At 65.7% G+C, this 23,111-nt stretch carries 17 protein-coding genes and 1 pseudogene; 11 read left to right on the top strand and 7 right to left on the bottom strand.

Annotation, left to right across the window (positions count from 1 at the left end):
* The first annotated feature begins 146 nt into the window (after positions 1–146).
* On the top strand, positions 147–629 hold the full coding sequence (locus K307_RS35100) for a hypothetical protein (protein ID WP_042885655.1): 483 nt from the start codon (positions 147–149) through the stop codon (positions 627–629).
* A 166-nt stretch (positions 630–795) separates the two neighbouring features.
* Here K307_RS35100 and K307_RS35095 read toward each other — a convergent pair whose 3' ends face one another.
* Positions 796–2,856 (bottom strand): penicillin-binding protein 1A, encoded by a 2,061-nt coding sequence (locus tag K307_RS35095; RefSeq protein ID WP_230626274.1) that lies wholly within the window; start codon positions 2,854–2,856, stop codon positions 796–798.
* Between the two features lie 453 nt (positions 2,857–3,309).
* On the opposite strand from K307_RS35095, the gene K307_RS35090 reads away from it, so the two are divergent.
* On the top strand, positions 3,310–5,340 hold the full coding sequence (locus tag K307_RS35090; RefSeq protein ID WP_042885651.1) for a S8 family serine peptidase: 2,031 nt from the start codon (positions 3,310–3,312) through the stop codon (positions 5,338–5,340).
* Positions 5,341–5,355: 15 nt separating this feature from the next.
* Here K307_RS35090 and K307_RS44625 read toward each other — a convergent pair whose 3' ends face one another.
* A complete protein-coding gene (locus K307_RS44625) occupies positions 5,356–6,543 on the bottom strand; it encodes a hypothetical protein (protein ID WP_051975300.1) in 1,188 nt (395 codons plus the stop codon).
* Between the two features lie 234 nt (positions 6,544–6,777).
* Between K307_RS44625 and K307_RS35080 the strand changes: the two genes are divergently transcribed.
* From K307_RS35080 to K307_RS35070, 3 genes are read left to right on the top strand one after another with little or no spacing between them, the layout of a single operon-like run.
* Complete coding sequence (locus tag K307_RS35080) at positions 6,778–8,976, top strand: xanthine dehydrogenase family protein molybdopterin-binding subunit (protein WP_042885649.1); 2,199 nt, start codon at positions 6,778–6,780, stop codon at positions 8,974–8,976.
* A gap of 11 nt (positions 8,977–8,987) precedes the next feature.
* Entirely contained in the window at positions 8,988–9,473 is a 486-nt protein-coding gene (locus tag K307_RS35075) for a (2Fe-2S)-binding protein (RefSeq protein WP_042885648.1), read from the top strand.
* A 1-nt stretch (position 9,474) separates the two neighbouring features.
* Positions 9,475–10,464 carry an FAD binding domain-containing protein gene (locus K307_RS35070; protein WP_042885645.1) on the top strand — a complete coding sequence of 330 codons (990 nt, stop codon included), beginning with the start codon at positions 9,475–9,477 and terminating at the stop codon, positions 10,462–10,464.
* 51 nt (positions 10,465–10,515) lie between these two features.
* On the opposite strand, the gene K307_RS35065 is transcribed toward K307_RS35070, so the two are convergent.
* Positions 10,516–11,094 (bottom strand): elongation factor P, encoded by a 579-nt coding sequence (locus K307_RS35065; protein ID WP_042885642.1) that lies wholly within the window; start codon positions 11,092–11,094, stop codon positions 10,516–10,518.
* A gap of 521 nt (positions 11,095–11,615) precedes the next feature.
* On the opposite strand from K307_RS35065, the gene phaZ reads away from it, so the two are divergent.
* The gene (gene phaZ, locus K307_RS35060; RefSeq protein ID WP_042885641.1) at positions 11,616–12,857 is read left to right on the top strand and encodes a polyhydroxyalkanoate depolymerase; all 1,242 of its coding nucleotides are present in this window, start codon (positions 11,616–11,618) and stop codon (positions 12,855–12,857) included.
* A 17-nt stretch (positions 12,858–12,874) separates the two neighbouring features.
* On the opposite strand, the pseudogene K307_RS50480 reads toward phaZ, so the two are convergent.
* Together K307_RS50480 and K307_RS35050 are read right to left on the bottom strand one after the other, a co-directional pair.
* Positions 12,875–12,976 (bottom strand): annotated as a pseudogene (locus tag K307_RS50480) (EAL domain-containing protein); the annotation flags it as partial.
* 64 nt (positions 12,977–13,040) lie between these two features.
* A complete protein-coding gene (locus K307_RS35050; protein WP_042885638.1) occupies positions 13,041–13,814 on the bottom strand; it encodes an SDR family oxidoreductase in 774 nt (257 codons plus the stop codon).
* A gap of 307 nt (positions 13,815–14,121) precedes the next feature.
* On the opposite strand from K307_RS35050, the gene K307_RS35045 reads away from it, so the two are divergent.
* The 4 genes from K307_RS35045 (at position 14,122) to K307_RS35030 (ending at position 18,357) form a co-directional block, all read left to right on the top strand.
* Positions 14,122–14,322: a hypothetical protein gene (locus K307_RS35045; RefSeq protein WP_042885637.1), complete on the top strand. Its 201-nt coding sequence runs from the start codon at positions 14,122–14,124 to the stop codon at positions 14,320–14,322.
* A gap of 69 nt (positions 14,323–14,391) precedes the next feature.
* Positions 14,392–14,859, top strand: a complete 468-nt coding sequence (locus K307_RS35040; RefSeq protein ID WP_042885635.1) for a CBS domain-containing protein — start codon at positions 14,392–14,394, stop codon at positions 14,857–14,859.
* Positions 14,860–14,944: 85 nt separating this feature from the next.
* Positions 14,945–16,336, top strand: coding sequence for a GntP family permease (locus K307_RS35035; protein ID WP_042887797.1), 1,392 nt, complete (start codon positions 14,945–14,947; stop codon positions 16,334–16,336).
* A 5-nt stretch (positions 16,337–16,341) separates the two neighbouring features.
* A complete protein-coding gene (locus K307_RS35030; protein WP_042885634.1) occupies positions 16,342–18,357 on the top strand; it encodes an acyl CoA:acetate/3-ketoacid CoA transferase in 2,016 nt (671 codons plus the stop codon).
* 78 nt (positions 18,358–18,435) lie between these two features.
* Here the strand turns inward: K307_RS35030 and K307_RS35025 are convergent, their stop codons facing one another.
* Positions 18,436–19,596, bottom strand: coding sequence for a hypothetical protein (locus K307_RS35025; RefSeq protein WP_042885632.1), 1,161 nt, complete (start codon positions 19,594–19,596; stop codon positions 18,436–18,438).
* 235 nt (positions 19,597–19,831) lie between these two features.
* On the opposite strand from K307_RS35025, the gene hisN reads away from it, so the two are divergent.
* Positions 19,832–20,623, top strand: a complete 792-nt coding sequence (gene hisN / locus K307_RS35020; protein WP_042885631.1) for a histidinol-phosphatase — start codon at positions 19,832–19,834, stop codon at positions 20,621–20,623.
* Positions 20,624–20,635: 12 nt separating this feature from the next.
* On the opposite strand, the gene K307_RS35015 is transcribed toward hisN, so the two are convergent.
* Positions 20,636–23,005, bottom strand: coding sequence for a DNA polymerase II (locus K307_RS35015; RefSeq protein ID WP_042885630.1), 2,370 nt, complete (start codon positions 23,003–23,005; stop codon positions 20,636–20,638).
* Between the last annotated feature and the right edge of the window lie 106 nt (positions 23,006–23,111).

Raw genomic sequence — 23,111 nt, 5'->3', positions numbered from 1 at the left:
TCCAGGGTTGCGTGGCTGCCGATTCTACAGGGGGCGATCGGTCAGGGGATCGTCCGCCGAAGCCTCCCGGACAGACGGACCCGCTTGCCGCTCCGTGTAAACTCCCGCTTCGGCTGATCGCCAACCATCCCTATTTGAGGAAAAACATGACTCGACAACCACTTCGTACGCTGTGCCTGATGACCCTGCTGCTGACTGCTGCAACCACACCGGCGCTGGCCGATGACCTGAAGAACGCCATGGGAGGCGGTCTGGGCGGTGCCGCGGGCGCGGCCGTCGGCGGCGCACTGGGCGGCAGCACGGGTTCCGTGATCGGCGGCGCGGTGGGCGGCGGCGCGGGCGGCGCGGTGACTGCCAACAAGAAGGAACGAACCGGCGCCATCGTCGGTGGCGCGCTGGGCGGTGGCGCCGGCGCGGCGGCCGGCAATGCCCTGGGCGGCCGAACCGGCGGCATCGTCGGTGCCGCGGCCGGCGGAGCAGCGGGTTCGGCGCTGGGCGGCAATGTGTCGCGCAACAACTATGCCGATGACCACAAGAACGGCAATGTGTCGCGCAACAGCTATGCCGATGACAGGAACGGCAATCGCGGCAAGCACAAGGGCCAAAAGAAGCATCGTCACGACGACTGAGCGAGGCGACGCGCGATGGCGCCCGTCATTGGGGCATCTGTCCCATCGCGCGCTTAACCGCGTCGCGCGGCGGGTTCCGGACGGCCGCCGCTGCGGTCGACCGGCTCGGATCGCGCTGCGTCGGCGGACCCTGCGAAAGCGAATGTCGCGTCCGCCAGCGACGACATCAGAACCTCCAGAACAGGAAGTTCCGATGCTGTCGCGCATGGACCTTGCGAGGAGCCCGGGTCTCAGGGCTGAACCGCGCATCCGGATCGATCACGCGCGTGCGCAGCGCCATATCGTAGAACGCGCCCACCATCGGCAGGGCGCTCTGCGCGCCCTGGCCCCAGTAGTTGCCGAGCGTCACACGTCCATCGTCAAAACCCACCCACGCGCCCGCGACCAGTTGCGGATGCATCAGGATGAACCAGCCATCCGCGTTGTCCTGCGTCGTGCCCGTCTTGCCGGCCACGTCGGCGCGAATCCCGAAGCGCGTGCGGATGCCTGCGCCGGTGCCCCGGACAACGACGTCGCGCATCACATCGACCAGCGTTTGCGCTGCGGCGGCGGGCAGCGCCTGTTGTGGCGACGCACTCGCAAACTCGGCGAGCACCTTGCCGTCATGATCTTCGATGCGAGTGACCATGCGCGGTTCGACATAGGCGCCGCGGTTCGCGATCGTGCCATACGCCGATACCATTTCCTTGAGGGTGACCGGGCTCGTGCCGAGCGCGAGCGACGGCACCGCTTCGAGCGGACTCTCACGCACGCCCATCGCACGCGCTAGTCGTGCGACCTTCTCCGGGCGTTCCTTTTGCATGAGCTGAGCGGTGACGCGGTTGCGCGAATACACCAGCGCGTCGCGCAGCGTCATCGGTCGGCCGGTGGGCGGCTCCGCGTCGGTAGGCCGCCAGATCGCCTGGCCGGTCAGTGGAATGGCGACGTTCCGGTCTACGATCGTATCGCTCGGCCGCGCGCCGTCCGCGAACGCCGCGCCGTAGACGAAAGGCTTGAATGTCGAACCCGGCTGGCGCCGGGCCTGCTGCACGTGATCGAACGGTGCGTCGCTGAAATCGCGACTGCCGACCCATGCCTTGATATCGCCGTTGCGCGGATCGATCGCGACAAAACCCGCCTGGACCTGGGTCTTGCTCCGGCAGAGTGCGCGGACGAATGTCGGGTTCGAGCCGAGCTTCCTGAGCGCCGCCTGATCCGATTGGCCAGCATCGCGTGCGGCGCGATAGTCGGGCGTTTGCCGGATGAATGTCCGGAACAGGTCGTTGCCCGACCAGCAGCCCGTGCGTTCGTTCCATGCCCCGTTCGCGATCCATTGCAGCTGGCTCGCCTGCCAGTCCATCGCCTGCACCGCCATGGCCTGCAGACGGGAATCTATGGTCGTGCGCACGACCAGCCCGTCGGCGTAGATGTTGTAGCCGTTGCGCTCGGCCCATGCGATCAGCCACTTGCGCAGTTGCGCGGAAAAATGCGGCGCCGCGCTTCGTGGTGCGGTCTGCAACTCGAAATTGACGTGGAGTGGCTGTCGGCTCAACCAAGTGTAAGCGTCGGGCCTGAGCTTCCCGTACTTGTTCATCTGCCCGAGCACAGTGTTGCGCCGCTGCAATGCGCGCTCGGGGTTGAGCACAGGGTTGTAGGTGCTGTTCGCCTTCAGCATGCCGACAAGTGTCGCGCTTTCGAGAATGTCGAGCTGACGTGCCGATTTGCCGAAGTAGGTGCGTGCGGCCATTTCCACGCCGTAGGCGTTGTACAGAAACGGCACATTGTTCAGGTACGTCTCAAGGATCTGATCCTTGCTGTACACGGCTTCGATCTTGAGCGCCGTGATCGCTTCCCTGAGTTTGCGCGCGAGGGTCGGCGCACGGCCGATTTCGTCGGGATACAGGTTGCGCGCGAGCTGCTGCGTGATCGTCGAACCACCCTGTCGGTCGCCGGAGAACGTTTGCAACGCAGCCGACGCGATACGCAGCCAGTCGATGCCGTAATGCTCGTAAAAGCGGCGATCTTCGGTTGCGATCAATGCAGCCACCATGTACGGCGAGATCTGCCCGAGCGCTACCCACTCGCGATTGACCGGTTTGAATTCGTCGACCACCCTGCCGTCGGCCGACACGATCAGCGCTGGCCGATCGATGCGGGCTTTGCGGATGTCGCCGATGCCAGGCGTAAACGGCACGAGCGCAATCACGTACAGCAGAAACAGCGCCGGCAATGCGGCGAGGGTCAGCATGATGCCGCGTCGCGTCGGGTAGCGAAGGCGGCGCAACGCGCCGTTGAAGACGCGTCTGGCTATCGTGATGCTGGCAGCGGCCAGCGGTTGGATGCGGAGGAGCCACCGCGCGCAATACTCACGAAACAACGATACATAGCGGCGATTCACAGTGGCGGGGCGCTGGCGGAAAGAGCGCGATCGTACCAAAGCGCAAGGACGCTTCTGTTGTCAAAGCAGAGCACCGGCGAGCGGCATTAACAAACGATTACATTTGTTTCGTACGGGCAACGTTCGCTACCTGTGGCAATCGCGTCCTTCCCTCTCCCCGCCTTTGCGCCGCCGGCGCCACAACGCACTGTCATTTCAACCGGACCGAGAAAATTTTCATCACGGCGGCCCGGCTTTCCGTCTAGAACAGGCTGAGAACCGATAAAAAGCGGCGGCAAGGCGCTGCCTCCGGAGGACTCCGCCATGGCTTCGATCACGATCAACGGCATCGCCATCGACACGTCCGCGCCGCGGGCCGCGCTGGCCGCCGTCTCGCTGGATAACGCAGACGCCGGCGCCACGAACTACATCATCGTGGTGCCGGCCGCCCCGCTCGATGCCAAGCAGAAGCAGCAGCTCGCACGCGTGGGCGCCAGCATCCTGGAGGCCGTGCCCGGCGGCGGGCTGGTGTGCTACTACCCCAAGACAAGCCTGGCCAAGGTGCGGGCGCTGCCATTCGTGGAATGGGCCGATCAGTATCCGCAGGTGGTCAAGCTGTCGCCGTCGTTGCGGCGCCTGGCGCCCCAGCCCGGCGGCGTGGCCGTCGCCGCGGCCGCGCTGGTGCAGCCGCCAGCGCTGGACAGCTCCCACGTGACCGTGGACGTGGTGCTGCACCGGAACGCCAGGCCGGCGCAGGCGGTCAAGGACGTCGCCGCAGCGGCGCACGTGGAGCCTGCGGACGTGATTGCCAGCGGGCTGAAGCTGCGCCTGACCCTGAAGCGCCGCCGCCTGGCCGACGTGGTCGCGCTCGATGCCGTGCGCCATATCGAGGAGGTCTTCTCCCGCCGCCTGGCCAACAACGTTGCCCGCACCATCCTGCGCGCCCCGGCGGCGGCCGACCGCAACGCCCTGCGCGGCGACGGTGAAGTCGTCGCGGTGGCCGATACCGGCTTCGACAAAGGCTCGACCACCGACGTCCATCCCGCCTTCAAGGGCCGGGTCAAGGCGCTCTACGCGCTGGGCCGTCCGGGCCGCAAGGACGACCCGGACGGCCACGGCACGCATGTCGCCGGCTCGGTACTGGGCGACGGCGTGTCCGCCACCGATGGCGCAGTCTGCGGCGCCGCGCCCGGCGCCAGGCTGGTGCTGCAATCGGTGCTGGATCGCAACGCCGGCCTTGGCGGTTTGCCCGACAACCTGAACGACCTGTTCGAGCCGCCCTACAAGACCCACAAGGCGCGCGTGCACTCCAACTCATGGTGCAGCCTGGGCAACTTCGGCGCCTATGACCAGCAGGCGCAGGAGGTGGATGAATTCGTCTACCGCCACCGCGACCTGCTGATCTGCTTTGCTGCTGGCAATGCCGGCAAGGACCGCGACGCCAACGGGCAGGTCGATCCCGCCTCGCTGCCGCCGCCGGGCACCGCCAAGAACTGCCTGACCATCGGCGCCAGCGAAAGCCTGCGCCCGACCATGAGGATGACGTACGGCAGGGGCTGGCCGGCGGATTTTCGCGCCAGCCCGATCCGCTCAGACCGGCTCGCCAGCAATCCCGACGGGATGGTGGCCTTCAGCAGCCGCGGCCCCACGCTCGACCTGCGCCTGAAGCCGGACGTGGTGGCACCTGGCACCTACATCCTGTCCGCGCGCTCGCGCGCGACGCGCTCCGAAGGCTGGGGCCTGTCGGGCGATCCGCTCTACATGTTCGACGGCGGCACCAGCATGGCCACACCGCTGGTGGCCGGCTGCGTCGCCGTCACGCGGCAGTTCCTGCGCGTGCAGCACCAGCTGCGCAAGCCCAGCGCCGCCCTGCTCAAGGCGCTGCTGATCAACGGCGCACGCCAGCTGGCGGGCCAGTACACGCCGTCCGAGGCCGGCGTGGTGCCCAACAACGCCCAGGGCTTCGGCCGCGTGGACCTGCAGGCCGTGGTCGGTCCCTACGCCGAGAACGAAACGCTGCAGTTCTTCGATGAAGACGCCCGGCTCGATACCGGCGAGCGTGAGGAGTACCTTGTCGCGATCCCGACCGATGCGCGCCGGTTGAAGGTGACGCTGGTGTGGACCGACCCTCCAGGCGAAGGGCTGCAGAGCGACCTGGACCTGATCGTCAAGGCCGGCACGCGTGAATGGCACGGCAACATGACGCGCGGCGCGGCCGGGTTCGATCGCGTCAACAACGTCGAGCAGGTAGACTGGAACCAGATCCCGGCGGGCACCGCCACCGTTGCCGTGGTGGCGCACTCGGTGGCGCTGGATCCGCAGAGCTACGCGCTGGTGATCCGTGTCGGCGGCTGAGGCCGGCACGGCAAGTCAGTTCGACGCGATGATCGCCCAGCAGGCCAGTGCGCTGTTCATGCTGGTCCAGTAGCCGAAACCCAGGTAGTAGTAGACCGCCCACATCGCCTGCAGGCTCTGCCTGGCAGGCTTGCTGCGCAGCCTGCCGTTGATCTGCGGGTCGGAACAATTGCGCACCACCAGCCAGCGCGGCGTGGACTTGCCCGCGGCGGCGCGCTCTTCCACCACCAGCCCCAGCACCGCGTCGCCCATTTCCACGGCGCAGCCGATCTCTTCAAGATGGTTGAGCGAGGTGCCGAACTCAAAGAAGTCGGTGGTCAGGATCGGGTGGAACGCGGGCATGTCGCGCCCGTCCAGCTTGATATCGGGATTGTTCTCGCGGATCGGCTTGGGGATGTTGTCCAGCGGCGCGTAGTTGACCGTAGGCGGCAGGAACTCGGGCTCGGCCAGCTCAGGCTTGAACGCGCCCATCAGCGCCACCGCCTTGGCGAAGTGCTTGGTCTTGACGGTCCATTTCGACTTATAGATCTTGTCGTTGAACGGGCTGTCGCGGAACTCCTGCTTGCAGCGGAACTTGGCGCCGCGCGTGACCACCACGTCGCCAAGGTCGTGCCCGGCAAAGACCGCGCCCGCCGTGCCGGTGGTGATGATCAGCTTGGCCCGCGTCTCGTCCAGGATCTGGTGGAACAGGTCCCTCACCGGCAGCGATGCCTGGTGTGCGCTGCCCGCCGGCGGCCTGGTGATGCCATCCTGGTTCAGGTGCAGCTCCGACTTCATGCACAGCACCTTCTTCGCACCGATCTGCACCGGGAAGTAGCTGGCCAGCCGCATCACGCCGCGCGCCGGGGCGCCGGCGCGGATCTTCGGCAGGTACTGGTCGAAGTTGCGGGCATAGCGATACCAGTGGTCGCGCGAAAAACCCGGCGTCATGACATCGCACAATGCCATGGTCTCGTCCACGGTCCAGGTGATGACCACCACGTCGGCACGCGGCAGCGCAGCGTCCAGCGCGGGCATGGGATCGATCGGCACCGGTATGGGCCGCAGCGTGGCCGGGAACGCAATGGTGGGGTGCGCCGCCAGCCCGGGCGCGGCGGCAAGCGTGGTCGCCACGGTGGGATGGTTGTCGAAATCGGCTTCGGTCATGCCGGACGACAGCAGCTGGCGCGCCAGCGACTTGCGGAAATCGAGTGCCTCGCTCATGGTCTCCCCTTTGCGCGCCGCGCGCTTCTTTGCGTACCTGGTGTCCTGTCCCGTAAATAAACTCGATATGAAATCGTCCAGTTGCCCGCAGAGCAACTGGACGATTTCATTCATCAAGCTATTTACGGGCCAGGACACTAGCCTAGTTCGCTGCAGGTCAGACATCAACCACATGTCATTGAAGGGCCGGGATTCATGTACTAGAGTTCTTGCGATGTGGGAGGAGGGCCGACCATGCCGTCAGTCGGGAAATCCGTACCGCGCATCGACGGCCACGCCAAGGTGACCGGGCGGGCGACGTATGCCGCTGATGCCGCCCCCGCCGATGCGGCGCATGCCGTCATCCGCGCCAGCGCGATCGCGAAGGGGCGTGTCTTGTCCATCGACGACAGCGCGGCCCGCGCCGTGCCTGGGGTGCTCGAAGTCATCACCGCCGCCAACTGCCCCCGCTTCCAGGTTCCTGACCCCTTCCCCGCCGCAGCCGGTCAGCGCCGCTTGCCGCTGCAGGACGACAAGGTCGCCCATCTCGGCCAGGCCATCGCCGTGGTCGTCGCCACCAGCCGCGAGGCCGCGGAGTTTGCCGCTGACAGTCTCGCCGTGCGCTACGCGCCCAAGCCGGCCACGGTCATCCCCGCCGCGCAGCTGGTCGCGCGCCCCGCCGCCTCGCCGATGCATAACTTCCGGTGGGCCGCGGCAACGCCCGCTGCGGCCGCGCCCGCTGCAGCGGATGTGCTGGTCGACCAGACCTACCTCACGCCCTTCGAGCACCACAATCCGATGGAGCGCACCGCCGTCGTTGCCGCATGGCAGGGCGGCACGCTCACGCTGCACGACGGCTCGCAATGGATGCGCGGCGAGCAGGCGATGGTGGCCGCCTGCTTTGGCCTGCCCGTGGCGAAGGTGCGCGTGGTGTCGAAGTTCGTCGGCGGCTCGTTCGGCGCCAAGCGGCTGACCTGGCCGCACGTGCTGCTGGCGGCCGTGGCCGCGCAGCGGGTCGGCAGGCCGGTGGTGCTGGCGCTCACGCGCGCGCAGATGTTCTCGATGGTCGGGCACCGTCCGCACACCGAGCAGCAGCTGACGCTGCGCGCCAGCAGCGACGGCACGCTCAAGGCGCTGACGCACAGCGCCAAGTCCACCACCTCGATGAACGACAATTTCTTCGAGCCGGCCACGTCGCGCACGCGCATGATCTATGCCTGCCCGTCGGGGCAAGTCAGCCGCTCGCTGGTACGGCTCGACCTGCCCACGCCCACCACCATGCGCGCGCCCGGCGAAGCCACCGGCTTCTTCGCGCTGGAAAGCGCGATGGACGAGCTGGCCGTGGCGCTCGGCATGGACCCGGTCGCGCTGCGGCTCAAGAACTTCGCCACCACCGACCCGGTCTCGGGCGTGGCATGGACCTCGAACAGCCTGCGCAAGTGCTACGAGCGGGCCGGCCAGAAATTCGGCTGGGCCGCGCGCCAGCCCGTGCCCGGTTCGATGCGCAACGCGCAGGGCCAGCGCATCGGCTGGGGCATGGCCAGCGCGGCGTATCCCGTCAACCGCTCGCCCGCGTCCGCCAGCGTATCGATGGACGCTACCGGCATGCTTACCGTCAGGAGCGGCACGCACGAGATGGGCGGCGGCATCTGCACCGCACTGGCCCAGATCGCCACGGACGCCGTGGGCACCGACCTGGACCACGTCAAGGTCGAGATCGGCGACACCGCCCTGCCCCGCACCACCGTGTCGGGCGGCTCGCGCACGCTCGCCAGCGTCGGCTCCGCGGTACTGGCGGCCAGCCGCGACCTGCGTGGCAAGCTGCTCGCCGCTGCCGCCGCGCAGCCGGGCACTGTGCTCACGGGCAAGCCGGTCGACACAATGGCCGCCGGCGGCGGTCGCGTCTTCCTCACGGCATCGCCTGCACAGGGTGTCGGCTTTAACGCCATCGTTGCCGCCGGCGGCGCTGCGCTCGACGCCAGTGCCAACGCCGCCCCGCCCGCCACGGCGCCGGGGCCGATGCTGTCCTTCGGCGCGCATTTTGTTGAGGTGGTGGTCGACACGGACGTGCCCGTCCCGCGCGTCAGCCGCGTGGTCAGCGCCTTCGGCGTCGGGCAGGTCGTGAACCCGTTGCTGGTGCGCAGCCAGCTCGCCGGCGGCATCGTCGGCGGCATCGGCATGGCGCTGCTTGAAGAGTCGGTCTCCGATCCGGTGGCGGGCGGCTTCGTCAACGCCAGCCTGCTGTCGTACCTGGTGCCGACCTGTGCCGACGTGCCGGCCATCGACGTGATCCTGGTGAAAGAGGTTGACGACAAGGCCAACCCGCTCGGCAGCAAAGGCGTGGGCGAGCTGGGCATCGTCGGCATTGCCGCGGCCATCGCCAACGCCGTGTACCACGCCACCGGCGTGCGCGTGCGCCGGCTGCCGATCCAGCTCGACACCCTGCTGCACTGACGAAGCCGAGCATGCCGACCGCAGCCATCCACCTGACCGTCAACGGCACCGCCCGCGACCTGACCGTCGACACCCGCGCCACGCTGGCCGATACCCTGCGCGACGCGCTCGGTCTGACCGGAACCAAGGTCGGCTGCAACCGGGGCGAGTGCGGCACCTGCACGGTCCACGTCGACGGCCGGCGCGTGCTTGGCTGCATGATGCTGGCCGTAATGGCGCACGGCCACACCGTGCGCACCATCGAGGGCCTGGCGCCCTCGGCCAACAAGCTGCACGCCCTGCAGCGCGCCTTTCTCGACCACGACGCCCTGCAGTGCGGCTACTGCACCGCCGGCCAGGTGATGTCCGCGCTGGCCTGCGTGGCCGAGGGCCATGCCGGCTCGGCGGACGAGGTGCGCGCCTGGATGAGCGGCAACCTGTGCCGCTGCGGCGCCTATCCCAACATTGTCGAAGCGGTGCTCGACTACGCCCGCGACCATCCGGGCGGGGGCGGCTGACATGCGCGAATTCGCCTTCGTGCGCGCCACCAGCGTCGCCGACGCCCTCACTGCCATCGGCAGCGCCGACACGATGTGCATCGCCGGCGGCGTCGAACTGCTCAACCTGATGCGCGAAGGCATCTGCGCGCCCGGCACGCTGGTCGACCTGAGCGGCATCACCGAACTGAGCCAGGTGTCGATGACCGGCTCGGCGCTGGTCATCGGCGCCCTGGCGCGCATCAGCGACGTAGCCGCCGACGCCGATGTCGTGCACGAATGCCCGGCCATCGCCCAGGCACTCGAACAGATCGGCTCGCCGCAGATCCGCAACGCCGGCACCGTGGGCGGCAACCTGCTGCAGCGCACCCGCTGCGCCTACTTCCGCAACGGCACCATCGACGTCCCCTGCAACAAGCGCACCCCCGGCTCCGGCTGCGCCGCGCTGCTGGCCGGCGCCACGCGTGCCTTCGCGCTGTTCGGCCGCAGCAGCCGCTGCATCGCCACGCATCCGTCCGACCTGGCGGTCGCGCTGGCCGCGCTGGACGCACAGATCGTGGTGCGCGGCCCCGGCGGCGAGCGCGTGCTGGCGGCGCAGGATTTCCTGCGCACGCCCGGCACCACGCCCCAGCGCGACCACAACATGAAGGCGAACGAATTGCTGGTGCGGATCATCGTGCCGCGCGGCGCGCTGGCGCGCCAAAGCGTCTACCTGAAGGTGCGCGACCGCGCCGCCTACCAGTCAGCGCTGGTGTCCGTGGCGGCGGCGGTGACGCTGCAAGGCAAGACTATCAAGCGTGCCGCCATCGCGCTGGGCGGCGTGGCGCACCGGCCGTGGCGGCTGGCGTCGGTGGAGGCTGCCATCCAGGGCAAGCGCCATGACAAGCCTGAGTTCCATGATGCGCTGGTGACCGCCATGCTGGCGATCCCGCCGAAAAGCGCGGACGCGACCAAGCGCGCGATCGCCATGCGGGCGGTGGAGCGCGCGTTGCGGGAGGCGGTGGCGTTGTGACCTGCGCGCCTGCGCGGGTGGCCTGGAGACAGGGTGCGACGTGGGCCCCACTCAGGGCCTTCTGGTTTCCCGCCTGACGCGCTCCAGGTATTTTCCTGTGGCGGTATCGATCCTCACGGTGTCCCCCTCCTTGATGAACTGGGGAACAAGGACTTCCATGCCGTTGTCGAGCGTGGCGCTCTTGAAGGTGGAGCTTTCATGCTCGCGCAGCCCCGGAGGCGTGGAAACGACTGCGAGCTCGACCTGCGTGGGAAATGCGATATTGACCGGCTCGCCCTCGTAAAGCCGCACCGGAATCCGCATATTCGGCTGAAGGAACTTTTCGTAGGCACCGACGGCTTCAATGGGAAGACTGATCTGGTCGAAGGTGTCCGGATTCATGAAGTAAAACGCGACGCCGTCGGTATACAGGTATTCCATCTCCTTGTGCTCGAGCACAACATCCTCGAGCCTGTCGCTCAGGTGCAGGCGCAGCTCTTTGATGTGACCTGTTTTCAAGTGCTTGAGCCTGGCGAACACGGCGCCAGCCTGTTGTCCGCCGCCTGCATGGTGCTCGGCGCTGGCCACACTGTGGAGTTCGCCGTCGAGCAGAATGACCATGCCCGCCTTCAATCCGGAAGCTTCAATCATTTGCGTGCCTCTGCCCGGTCGCGAGGTAACAGCTTCAGCCTGGCACTGTTGCCGAGCCCGCCCCTCGTTGCGAGGCTGAAGAGTCTCATGGAGATGCTTCAGTATCCACCCGGCGCGTCGAAGCTGCAAATGCTAATGGAAGGCTTGGCAGGAATTGAGTTGGGGGTGCTTGGCCTCGCGGTAGGAGGCGGTCGGGAAGGTATGAACCGACCCTGGGATCGTCTCGTCGCGGCTGTCGGACGCGCTGATCGAGCGGCGCACACGCGCCTCCTTTTAGATCAGAAGCAGCAGGCACAGCGCCCCCGATCACCGAACCTTGCCGCGCTTCGTGCCTGCCCTATAGTAAAAATCAGGCTGGAAGGGCTTGCATAAACACTGTAACCTCGGTAACCACGTGCCCGTGGCGCCGTGGCAAGGACGCCCGTGTGGGATCTGGGGCATTCCTCGCGTGGATCTAGTATCAGCTTTCGCCACCTCTGTCGGCGGTGACCGGATTATCCGGCTTGTTCCCGGGAGCTCCAATGCTGTACAAATTCATGGAATATCAGCGAGCGCTTTTGCATCCGCTGACGATGTGGGCCGCAGGCGCCGCGCACGCCTTCGGCAACCCTGACAGTCCGTTGGCCTGCCTGCCGGGTGCACCGTACTTTGCCGCAGGCTACGAATTCCTCTACCGGTTCGGCAAAGCTTACGAGAAGCCCGAGTTCAACATTACCGCCGTCGAACGGGAGGGCCGCGTCATACCGGTGGTCGAGCAGCTTGTGCTCGACACGCCATTCTGCCGCTTGCTGCGTTTTGCGGCCGAGGCGGCAGCTGATTGCGGCGTCGCCGGCGGCAAGGAGAGACCGGCGGTGCTGCTCTGCGCCCCGCTCGCTGGTCACCACGCTGTCATGCTACGGGAAATCGTTACAACGTTGCTGCCGGACCATGAGGTGTACGTGACCGACTGGATCGATGCCAGCCGCGTGCCGTTGGCGGAGGGGCCGTTCGACCTGAATGAGAATGTGGCGCTGATGCAAGCGTGTATCCGCCTGATCGGGACCGACCGGTTGCACGTGCTTGCGATCTGTCAATCCACCGTGCCCGCCCTGGCGGCCATTTCCCTGCTGGCTAGCGGAGGTGAGCCAACGCCCAAGAGCCTGATCCTGGTGGGCGGCCCGATCGATGCCCGCCGTAGCCCCACCGCGATCAACAAGCTCGCGGCGCACCGGTCGCTCGCTTGGTTTCAACAGAACCTGATTTACGCCGTGCCAGATCGCTACCCCGGTGCCGGTCGCAAAGTGTATCCGCGCTTCCTGCAATATGCCGGTTTGGTGGCGACGCAGCCCGACCGCCTGGTTGCATCGCACTGGGACTACTATCGCGATCTCGTTCGGGGTGACATCGCCGGTGCCGAGGCGCGCCGGCGCGCGTGCGATGCATATAACGCGGTGCTTGACATGGCGGCCGAGTTCTATCTGGACACCATCCAGATCGTGTTTCAAGAATTTCGGCTGGCCCTCGGCGACTGGCGCGTGCGAGGCCAACCGGTGCGCCCGCAGGACATCCACACCACTGCATTGCTCACCATCGAAGGCGAACTGGATGACATTGCCGGCCGTGGCCAGACCCAAGCCGCGCACGATTTGTGTCCAGGCATTGCCTCAAGCCACAAGCGGCACATCACGGCACGCCAGTGTGGTCATTACGATCTGTTCTTAGGCCCACACTGGCATACCGCGATTTGTCCCGTCGTCCGGGATCAGATTCGGCAATTTGCCTAGTGCCGCGGTTAGTGACGGGGGAAGCGGCTCAGGTAGGCAAGCGAGGAGTAGCCGGTGCCGAAGTCGTCGATAGCCAGTCGCACACCCGTGCGCTTCAGGCGCGAGAGCCAGCTGGACGCGCCACCGAACAAGATGAAGAACGAAGCCGGCGAAAATAGCGGGCATGCAAAGTGGCGGCCTGCCTCAGCCGCGGCCGACAAAAGGCATGTTGCTTGCCATCACCGTCATGTTCAGTACGTTGGCGGAAAGTGGCAGGCCGGCGATGTAGCCGACCGCATCGGCGACGTGGCGAGCGTCGACCATCGGCTCAGGCGCCACCGTGCCATTGGCTTGCAGCACGCCCTTCTGCATTCGCGCCGACAGCTCTGTCAGCGCATTGCCGATATCGATCTGGCTGCAGACGATGTTGAAGGCGCGGCCATCCAGTGCGATGCTCTTGGTCAGGCCCAGCACCGCGTGCTTGCTGGCTGTGTAAGGCGCTGTGAACGGACGAGGCGCATGCGCCGAGATCGAGCCATTGTTGATAATTCGTCCGCCCTGCGGTGACTGGCGCCGCATCAAGGCAAAGGCTGCGCGTGCGCAGAGGAAGACGCCGGTGACGTTGGTATCGATGACGTTTTGCCACTGCGCCACGTCGAGCTCGTCCATGGGAATCGCCGGAGCGTTGATACCAGCGTTGTTGAATAGCACGTCCAGCCTGCCGTAGGTCGCCTCGATGGTGGCGAACAGCGCCTCGACGCTCGCGGCGTCGCGCACGTCGACCGTCACCGCCAGCGCCTCCCGCCCGCGAGCGCGAGCCTCCTCTACCAGGACTGCCAGCGGCTCCATGCGGCGTCCCGCCACCACCACCCTGAAGCCATCGTCGAGCAGGCGGTTGGCCGTGGCCCGGCCGATGCCGCTGCCGGCGCCGGTCACGAGTGCCACACGGTCGGCTTGCGATACTGCTTTCGATTCCATTACCTTGCCTCCTTATTAAGGCCGCGTCGGCGCCGTGCGCCAGTCCTCTCCCGCGGCGCCGCGCAATGCTGCCAGTAGCCTCGCGGCAACCGCCTTTTGGTACCCTGGCGCTGCTTCACTCTGCTGCATTGCCGCATATATCTGGCTTGATGCCAGGCGCAAAGAAGTTTATCGTGGCCGTTCGGTGTACGCTCCCAGCGCTCCTCGCACCGATGCATCCCCTGCTGTCGCCACCGCCAACTGTGGAACCGAGTTCGGGGCAGCAGTCGTACTTCGTGATTTTCCAACCGCGACAACGGAGGCCGCCATGCTAAGTCCGCATGAAATCGCCGCGCTACTGCTGCTCGGCGACGCGCAGGAGATCGACGACCTCGAGCCCGAGCAATTGGACACCTTGTTGGCTCACAAGCTGGTCACGATGGAGCATGGTCATGGTAGCGGGGATGCCTACCCGCGCCTGACAAGTCAGGGGAATTCCATGCTCGAAGCCGTGCGCCGCATTCGGTAAGAGTCAGTCAGCTTATGCCGAAGACCAAACGGAGCGGTCGCTCGCCACAGCGCCCGTAATGTCTGTACCATGAAGAAAGCGAGAAAGACGGCGCGCCAGCTCTTGTCCGACAAGCCTCGCGACCTGATCTCCGTGAGCCCCGACGACTCGGTACTGGCCGCGCTGCGCCTGATGGCTGACAAGGATGTCAGCACGGTACTCGTGATGCAGGCCGACAGCCTCGCCGGCATCCTGTCCCAGCGCGACTACGCCCGAAAAGTCGAGCTGGCCGGCCGCACGGCAGGCGACACCCGGGTCCGCGACATCATGACCACGCAAGTGATTTATGTCACGCCCGACCACACCTGCGAGCAATGCCTGGCGCTGATGCACGCCAAGCGGATCCGGCACCTGCCGGTCATCGAGTCCCAGCGGGTGATCGGGGTAGTCTCCAACAATGACGTCCTGGAGGAACTGATCCAGGAGGACGAGTCCTTCATCAAGGATCTCGAGCATGACATGCTCAACATGACCATCGATACGGGCGGCTCCTACTAGCGCAAGCGCCCGGCTCCGCCAGCAAGGCGTCGGGCAGGACCTTCATCAAGACCGTCACCCGTCACCCTGGAAGGAGAGCATCGTGGTGAGCTTCCTGATCGTCGTGGCCGCCCTCTTCTTCCTGATGTTCGTCGCCTACCGCGGCTTCAGCGTGATCCTGTTCGCGCCGGTTGCCGCGCTCGGCGCCGTGCTGCTGACCGACCCGGCCCTGGTGCCGCCAATGTTCATCAGCGTGTTCATGGACAAGATGGTCGGCTTCGTCAAGCTTTACTTTCCGGTCTTCCTGCTGGGTGCGGTATTCGGCAAGACGATCGAGCTCTCCGGCTTTTCCAAGTCCATCGTCTCGGCCGTGATCGCGCTGGTGGGGCGTGAGCGGGCAATGCTGTCGATCGTGGTGGTGTGCGCGGTGCTGACCTACGGGGGCGTCTCGCTGTTCGTCGTGGTGTTCGCCGTCTATCCCTTCGCCGCCGAGATGTTCCGCCAAGGCGGCATCCCCAAGCGGCTGATACCCGGCACCATTGCGCTGGGCGCCTTTACCTTCACCATGGACTCGTTGCCGGGGACGCCGCAGATCCAGAACATCATCCCGACCACTTTCTTCAATACCAATACCTGGGCCGCGCCCTGGCTGGGCGTGGTCGGGACGATATTCATCCTGGTGGTGGGCCTGACCTACCTCAACTTGCGCCGGCGCCAGGCTGCGGCTGGCGGCGAGGGCTATGGCGAGGGCCATACCAACGAGCCCGAGGCCTTCGAGCATGGCAAGCTGGCCAATCCCTGGATCGCCATCCTGCCGCTCGTGCTGGTTGGCGTGCTGAACAAGGTGTTTACCGAGCTGATCCCGCGATTCTATGGCAAGACCCATGAGTTCATGCTCGCCGGCGCTACCAAACCCGTCACCACCGAGGTGTCCAAGGTGGCTGCGATCTGGGCGGTCGAGGGCGCGCTGCTGGTGGGTATCCTCGCGGTGCTGGTGTTCGCCTTCAAGCCGGTCAGCCAGAAGTTCGCCGAAGGGTCCAAGGCGGCGGTCGGCGGCTCGTTGCTGGCTTCCATGAACACCGCCTCGGAGTATGGCTTCGGCGCGGTGATCGCAGGCCTGCCCGGCTTCCTCGTGGTGGCCGACGCCCTCAAGTCGATTCCAAACCCGCTGGTCAACGAAGCCATCACGGTCACCACGCTCGCCGGCATCACCGGCTCGGCCTCCGGCGGCATGAGCATCGCGCTCGCCGCGATGTCCGACCAGTTCATCGCCGCGGCGCATGCCGCCGGCATCCCCCTGGACGTCTTCCACCGCATCGCCTCGATGGCCAGCGGCGGCATGGATACCCTGCCGCACAACGGCGCCGTGATCACGCTGCTCGCGGTGACAGGCCTGACGCACCGCCAGTCCTATGGCGACATCTTCGCAGTCACCTGCATCAAGACGCTGGCGGTGTTCGTCGTCATTGCCTTCTACTACCTGACCGGCATCTATTGATCCAAATGAATACGCAAGACAGTAAGCACCGTCCATTGCCAGCGATTCACACGCGCGAGAACGGCAAGCTGGTCTCGGCGCGTGAAGCGGTACGCCTGATCCGGGATGGCGATACCGTGGCGACGGGCGGCTTCGTCGGCATCGGCTTCGCGGAAGAGATTGCCATGGCCGTCGAGGAAATCTGCCTGTCGCAGGACGACGACACGCCCGTCAGCCTGTCGAAGCCCGGCAACCTGACCCTGGTCTATGCCGCCGGCCAGGGAGACGGCAGGGAGCGGGGCCTGAATCATTTCGCGTTGCCCGGTCTGGTGAAGCGCGTGATCGGTGGACACTGGGGGCTGGTACCGAAGCTCCAGCAGCTCGCAGTCGGCAACCAGATCGAAGCCTACAACCTGCCGCAGGGCGTGATCACCCACCTGTTCCGCGATATCGCGGCCGGCAAGCCCGGCCACCTGTCGCGGGTCGGACTGGGCACGTTCGTCGATCCGCGTTTTGGCGGCGGCAAGCTGAACGAACGCACTACCGAGGACTTGGTCGAGCTGATGCAGATCGGCGGCCAGGACTATCTGTTCTACAAGGCCTTCCCCATCAACGTCGCCATCGTGCGCGGCACCACGGCCGATCCGGACGGCAATATCACCATGGAGCGCGAGGCGCTGACGCTGGAAGCACTTGCCATCGCCATGGCCGCGCACAACTGCGGCGGGATGGTGATCGTGCAGGTGGAGCGCATCGCCGAACGCGGCTCGCTCAATCCCCGCCAGGTCAAAATTCCCGGCGTGCTGGTGGACTGCGTGGTGCTGGCGCAGCCGGAGAACCACTTGCAGACCTTTGCCACGCCGTACAATCCGGCGTTCTCGGGCGAGGTCCGCGTCCCGACGAGCAGCGTGGCGCCGATGGCGATGAGCGAACGCAAGGTGATCGCCCGGCGCGCCGCGATGGAACTCCAGCCGAACAGCGTGGTGAATCTCGGCATCGGCATGCCCGAGGGCATCGCCAACGTCGCCAACGAGGAACGGATCCTCGACCTCGTGACGCTCTCGACCGAGCCGGGCGTGATCGGCGGCATTCCTGCCGGCGGGCTGAACTTCGGCGCGGCGACCAACCCCGACGCGATCATCGACCAGCCCTACCAGTTCGATTTCTACGACGGCGGCGGGCTCGACATCGCCTTCCTCGGCCTGGCGCAGGCCGATCGCATGGGCAACCTGAATGTCTCCCGGTTCGGGCCACGGCTGGCGGGTGCCGGCGGCTTTATCAACATCAGCCAGAATGCGAAGAAGGCCGTGTTTGTCGGCACCTTCATGGCGGGCGGCGGCGAGTTCTCGGTGACCGACGGCAAGCTCCATATCCACCGCGACGGCACGGCCAGGAAATTCGTCCAGGAAGTGGAGCATCGCACCTTCTCCGGCCCGTACGCGGCGGCGTCGCAGAAGCCCGTGCTCTATATCACGGAGCGCTGCGTGTTCGAGCTGGGCGCGCAGGGCATGGAACTCATCGAGATTGCGCCCGGGGTCGACCTGGAGCGCGACATCCTCGCCAAGATGGACTTCGTCCCGATCGTGCGCTCGCCGGTGCTGATGGACGAGCGGATCTTCCGCCCCGAGCCGATGGGACTGCGCGCCGACGTGCTGCGCCTGCCGCTGGAGGCGCGCTTCAACTACGACGAAGAGAAGAACATCCTGTTCCTGAATTTCGAGCAGCTCGAAGTGAAGCGCCAGGAAGACGTCGAGGCGATCCGCAAGGAGGTCATCCGCATCTGCGAGCCGTTGGGCCACAGGGTCTACACGGTGGTCAACTACGAGGGCTTCGTGCTCGACCGGAGCGTGGAAGATGCCTATGTCGAGATGATCTCGGACATGGTGGCACGCTACTACATCGGCGTGACCCGCTTTACCACCAGCGCCTTCATGCGCGCCAAGCTCGGCGACACGCTCGCCCGGCGCGGCCTCGCGCCCTATGTCTACGAGACCGAGGCAGAAGCGAAGGCGAGCCTGCGGGACCAGCCCGGCGGCGACTAGGCTGGCTGCGTCACGGGCGCCTCCTCCGTGCAGGCTGGCCTGCAGGCACCAGTCGACGCGGCCGCGTTACCGCGTCCTTCAGGACGTCAGGCCTTTGGCGCGGAGCCAGCTCAGCCACGCTTGATCTTCGATTTCGTACGAGCCTCGCGACTCTTTCCATACGATCTCGCGCTCACGAAGGGCGTCAATCGCATTTTGAACCGTCCCGGCGCTCACGCTCACATGATCCGGCACAAGGGCCTTGTACGCGGACATGGCGCTCTCTCCGAAGGGAGAAAACTGACCGTCCTTGCCAGCCATGACACGCACCACCGCCTGCTGAAGTGGCGACAGCGAGGTGAAGTCGCTTTCGACGTCATGCCACAAGCGCTCCTGGACGAGCGTCGCGTCATCCTTGAGTCGGATACTGAGGTTTGGCGATTCGTTCGCCAGTGCGATCGTGCCAATCAGGTGGCGCAGCATCTCCGGGCGATGCCCGACCATCACGAAGGCTTCGTAGACGGCCTCCGGCTCAAGCTGATTGCCCGCGGCGAGCGCCCGGTTCACGCTCTTGGTAAATTCGTCGGTAAAGTTTCGATCGAGCAGCGGGAACGGCGTCACCTGGGAGCCGTAGAACGGCATGCGCGAATTCATGACCAGGTGCGCGAGTTTGTCCCGGCTTGAGCCGGTGAAGACCAGCATGAGCTCCGGGGCCTTGCCCGAAACGTTCATCGCGTCGCGCGCCGCCTTCAGGCCGAACATCGCCTCCACGCCCTTCTCCGTGGTCAGAGCGTGCTGCGCTTCATCGACGATCAGGAGAACCGCTTTCCTGGCGGCCTTGCGCAGCGCCTCAAGGGCCTGCGTGAGCGAGACGCCCGCTGGCAATCCCGTGGCGGTGAGGTCCAACCCGAGGGTGCCCATGACGGTGACCTTGGTGAGGCCGACAGCCTTTGCGGCTTTGCTCACGACACCGTCGTGATCGGCAATTTTGTGCTTGATGGCGTCGGCGATCAGCTCGCCCGGGTCGTGCGCCTTGTTCGACCACAAGTCGACATACACGGTGACCCAGCCGCGCTGCCCGGCGGCCGGCACAAGGTCCTCGCGCAGGAACGTGGACTTCCCTACCCGACGCGGCGCCGCGAGGAACAGGCCCGAGCGGGCATCCTGGATTCCCTCCCCGGCCAAGGCCGCGCAGAAGCTTGCCGCCAACGCGGGGCGGCGAAAGGTGTAACGTTCGGAGGCGGCGGACGGCTCGGACATGGTGACTTCCGGGTGCGATTATCAGCATTTATCCTATCTGGATAAATTATCCTTTGCAAATAAATTAGGATAAATGCCTACTAATGCACATCTGGTGGGAGAGTTGGGCGCCAGGGCGCCCGGGAACAACCACTTATGGGGCCAGCCGATCACGGAACGCGTTGTTGCCGCCGCCAACGATATCGCTTGGTAATCCGCGCCCGGCCAAGGGACGCACTTAGCTTCGCACACTGCCATGTCTATGCACCCAGACGAGCAAGCCGAATATCTCACCTTTGCCGGCCGCCTGGCCGATGTGGCAGGCGCGATGACACTCGCCCATTTTCGTGGGGTCGTCGACGTGGTGAACAAAGGCGCCACCCGCTTTGATCCCGTCACCGTGGCCGATCGGGAAGCCGAGCGAGCCATGCGTGAACTCATCCGAAGCACCTATCCCACCCACGGGGTACTTGGTGAAGAGGAACAGAGGATGACCGGCACCGATCCGTTCTTTTGGGTACTGGATCCCATTGACGGCACGCGTGCCTTCATTACCGGGCTGCCGCTCTGGGGGACGCTGATTGCACTGAACGATGGCCAGCGCCCCGCGCTGGGTGTCATGGACCAGCCCTTCACGCGCGAGCGTTTTTCCGGAGACGGCAACCGTGCCTGGCTGAATGGCAAACCACTACGGGTGCAGCCCTGCCCGGCGCTCGCGCAAGCCAAGCTGCTTTGCACCACGCCGGATATGTTTGAGACCAGCGAACAGTGGGATGCTTTCCAGCGCGTGGCACGGACGGCGCGGATGCAGCGATACGGCGGGGATTGCTACGGCTATTGCATGGTCGCCGCCGGTCATGTCGACGCCGTGGTCGAAGCGGGACTACAACCCTATGACGTGCAGGCGCTGATCCCGATTATCGAGGGCGCCGGCGGCATCATGACGAGCTGGACGGGCGGCGATCCCCAACATGGGGGAGCGGTGGTCGCCAGTGGCGATGCTCGCGTGCATGAGGAGATTCTGCGGCTGCTGAATGCGCAGGGTTGAGCCATGCCCGAGCTATTGCGGGAACAGCGCCATCTGGCCAGTTAACAGCGTTTCGAAATCGTCGTCCAGGAACGGCAGAATGGCATCGGCAATCGGCTGGAGCTGCTTGGTGACGTAATGGCTGTAGTCGATCGGCGCCGCGCGGGTTTCGAGTGGCTCCGGCCCCGCCACCGTCATCACATAGCTGATCCAGCCGCCGTGCTGATACTGGCGCGGGCGCCCCTGGCGCTCGTTATAGGCATCGGCGATGCGGGCGGCCCGGACGTGCGGCGGCACGTTGCGCTGGTATTCATCGAGCTTGCGGCGCAGCCGCTTGCGGTAAACCAGTTGCTCGTCGAGCTCGCCGGCCAGCGTGCGACGCACGATGTCCCTCACATAATCTTCGTACGGCTCCCGGTTGAAGATTTTCTCGTAGAGGGTCTGCTGGAACCGCTGGGCAAGCGGCGACCAGTCCGTACGCACCGTCTCGAGACCCTTGAACACCATCTCGACCTTGCCATCCGGCCGTTCGACCTGACCCGCATAGCGTTTCTTGCTGCCGAGGTCCGCACCGCGGATCGTCGGCATCAGGAAGCGTCGAAAGTGGGTTTCGAACTGGAGTTCGAGCGCGCTTTCCAGGCCATAGGTCTGCCAGAGGTGGTCGCGCCACCAGTCATTGACGTACGCGACGAGGCTGCGGCCGATCTGGTCCGCATCGGCTTCCGTCCGGGCGCGGCGCAGCCAGACGAACGTGGAATCCGTGTCGCCATAGATCACCTCGTAGCCGCGGGCCTCGATCAGCGCCCGGGTCTGTCGCATGATTTCGTGTCCGCGCATTGTGATCGACGACGCCAGTCGCGGATCGAAGAACCGGCAACCGCTGGACCCGAGCACGCCGTAGAACGCGTTCATGATGATCTTGAGCGCTTGAGCGAGCGGCTTGTTCCGCTCACGCTTGGCGGCCTCACGGCCTTGCCAGACCCTGGCGACGATCGCCGGCAGGCAGTGCTTCGTCCTGGAAAACCGCGCACCGCGGAAGCCAGGTACCGAATCGGCATCGTCGGGATGCGCCAGACCCTCGACCAGGCCGACCGGGTCGATCAGAAAGGTACGGATGATCGACGGATAGAGGCTCTTGTAGTCCAGCACGAGCACCGATTCGTACAGCCCCGGCCGCGAATCCATGACAAAGCCGCCGGGGCTTGCCTCCGGTGCCTTCTCGCCGAGGTTGGGCGCTACATACCCCTGGCGGTGCATCAGCGGCATGTAGAGATGCGTGAAGGCAGCCACCGAACCACCGCTGCGGTCGGCCGGCAGGCCCGTGACCGTGGCGCGCTCCAGCAGGAATGGCAACAGCTCGGTTTTCTCGAAAATCCGCGTTACCAGTTCGCAATCGCGCAGGTTATAGCGGGCCAGCGCCGGCTTGTCCTGCTCGAACAGGCGGTCGATGGCGGCCATGCGGTCGTACGGGTTGTCGATCGCCTTGCCTTCGCCCAGCAGCGTCTGTGCCACCGATTCGAGGCTGAACGACGGGAAGCTCCACGTGGCGGAACGCAGCGCCTCGATGCCGTCGATGATCAACCGGCCTGGTGCGCTGGCGAAATAGTGCTGCTGGGCGTTGTGCTCGCGCCATTCCATTTCGGCACCGCCCCGGCCGAGGCGCAGCGGAATCTGGAACTGGCGTGCATGCTCGTGCAACACGCGCAGGTCGAACTGGATCAGATTCCAGCCAATAATCGCGTCGGGGTCGTGATCGGCCAGCCACTGGTTCAACTTTTCCAGCAACCCGGGCCGTGTTGCGCAGTATTCGAGCGAGAAATCGACCTCGGTGGGCGTCTGCGGCGCCGTGCCCAACATGTAGACCTGGCGCTGACCGCAGCCTTCGAGGGCAATCGAATAGAGTTCGCCGAACGCGTTGGTTTCGATATCGAGCGAGACCAGGCGTAGCGTGGGCCGGTAGTCCTGCGCGGGCTTCATCTGGGCATTGCGCAGCACGACGCCGCTGGCATCCGGCTCACCGTCGAACCAGACCGGGGCGGTGATGAAGCGCTCCATCAGGTAGCGCTCGGGCGGGCGGATATCGGCTTCGTAGACATCCACGCCGGCGTCGCGCAGAGAGCGGCCGAGCTGGATCAGTTGCCGATGCTGCTGGCAGTACAGGCCCAGTACGGGCCTGCGCTGGAAATCCTGAAGCTTGAGCGGGCGCAGCTCGACATCGCGCTCGCGGCGCAATAGCGCCTCGGCGCGCTCACGCTGTGCCTCGGGAATAAACGCAATGGACGGCTGGCAGGACAGGTGCAGCCGGCGTGGCCCATCATCGGTAGCCAGCCAGACCTCGACCTCGGTGCCAGCCGGCGTATCGCGCCAATGTCGGGTCAGGATGAAACCCTGCTGAAGTGCCACGCTATTAACCTTGGGGAACCGCTTCTGGTCGATTTTAGCGGAGACAGGTCCTGGAGCGCGGGCCGGGTCGCTGACCGCCCCGGGATTGTGTGCACCGGGCACGCCG

The organism is Cupriavidus necator A5-1, assembly GCF_000744095.1.
Lineage (GTDB): Bacteria > Pseudomonadota > Gammaproteobacteria > Burkholderiales > Burkholderiaceae > Cupriavidus > Cupriavidus necator_A.
This window is presented reverse-complemented; position numbering and strand designations above follow the sequence as displayed.

Excerpts from the sequence above, each read along its gene's own strand:
- K307_RS35100 (WP_042885655.1), top strand. The coding sequence starts at position 147 with ATGACTCGACAACCACTTCGTACGCTGTGCCTGATGACCCTGCTGCTG.
- K307_RS35095 (WP_230626274.1), bottom strand. The coding sequence starts at position 2,856 with ATGCTGACCCTCGCCGCATTGCCGGCGCTGTTTCTGCTGTACGTGATT.
- K307_RS35090 (WP_042885651.1), top strand. The coding sequence starts at position 3,310 with ATGGCTTCGATCACGATCAACGGCATCGCCATCGACACGTCCGCGCCG.
- K307_RS44625 (WP_051975300.1), bottom strand. The coding sequence starts at position 6,543 with ATGAGCGAGGCACTCGATTTCCGCAAGTCGCTGGCGCGCCAGCTGCTG.
- K307_RS35080 (WP_042885649.1), top strand. The coding sequence starts at position 6,778 with ATGCCGTCAGTCGGGAAATCCGTACCGCGCATCGACGGCCACGCCAAG.
- K307_RS35075 (WP_042885648.1), top strand. The coding sequence starts at position 8,988 with ATGCCGACCGCAGCCATCCACCTGACCGTCAACGGCACCGCCCGCGAC.
- K307_RS35070 (WP_042885645.1), top strand. The coding sequence starts at position 9,475 with ATGCGCGAATTCGCCTTCGTGCGCGCCACCAGCGTCGCCGACGCCCTC.
- K307_RS35065 (WP_042885642.1), bottom strand. The coding sequence starts at position 11,094 with ATGATTGAAGCTTCCGGATTGAAGGCGGGCATGGTCATTCTGCTCGAC.
- phaZ (WP_042885641.1), top strand. The coding sequence starts at position 11,616 with ATGCTGTACAAATTCATGGAATATCAGCGAGCGCTTTTGCATCCGCTG.
- K307_RS35050 (WP_042885638.1), bottom strand. The coding sequence starts at position 13,814 with ATGGAATCGAAAGCAGTATCGCAAGCCGACCGTGTGGCACTCGTGACC.
- K307_RS35045 (WP_042885637.1), top strand. The coding sequence starts at position 14,122 with ATGCTAAGTCCGCATGAAATCGCCGCGCTACTGCTGCTCGGCGACGCG.
- K307_RS35040 (WP_042885635.1), top strand. The coding sequence starts at position 14,392 with ATGAAGAAAGCGAGAAAGACGGCGCGCCAGCTCTTGTCCGACAAGCCT.
- K307_RS35030 (WP_042885634.1), top strand. The coding sequence starts at position 16,342 with ATGAATACGCAAGACAGTAAGCACCGTCCATTGCCAGCGATTCACACG.
- K307_RS35025 (WP_042885632.1), bottom strand. The coding sequence starts at position 19,596 with ATGTCCGAGCCGTCCGCCGCCTCCGAACGTTACACCTTTCGCCGCCCC.
- hisN (WP_042885631.1), top strand. The coding sequence starts at position 19,832 with ATGTCTATGCACCCAGACGAGCAAGCCGAATATCTCACCTTTGCCGGC.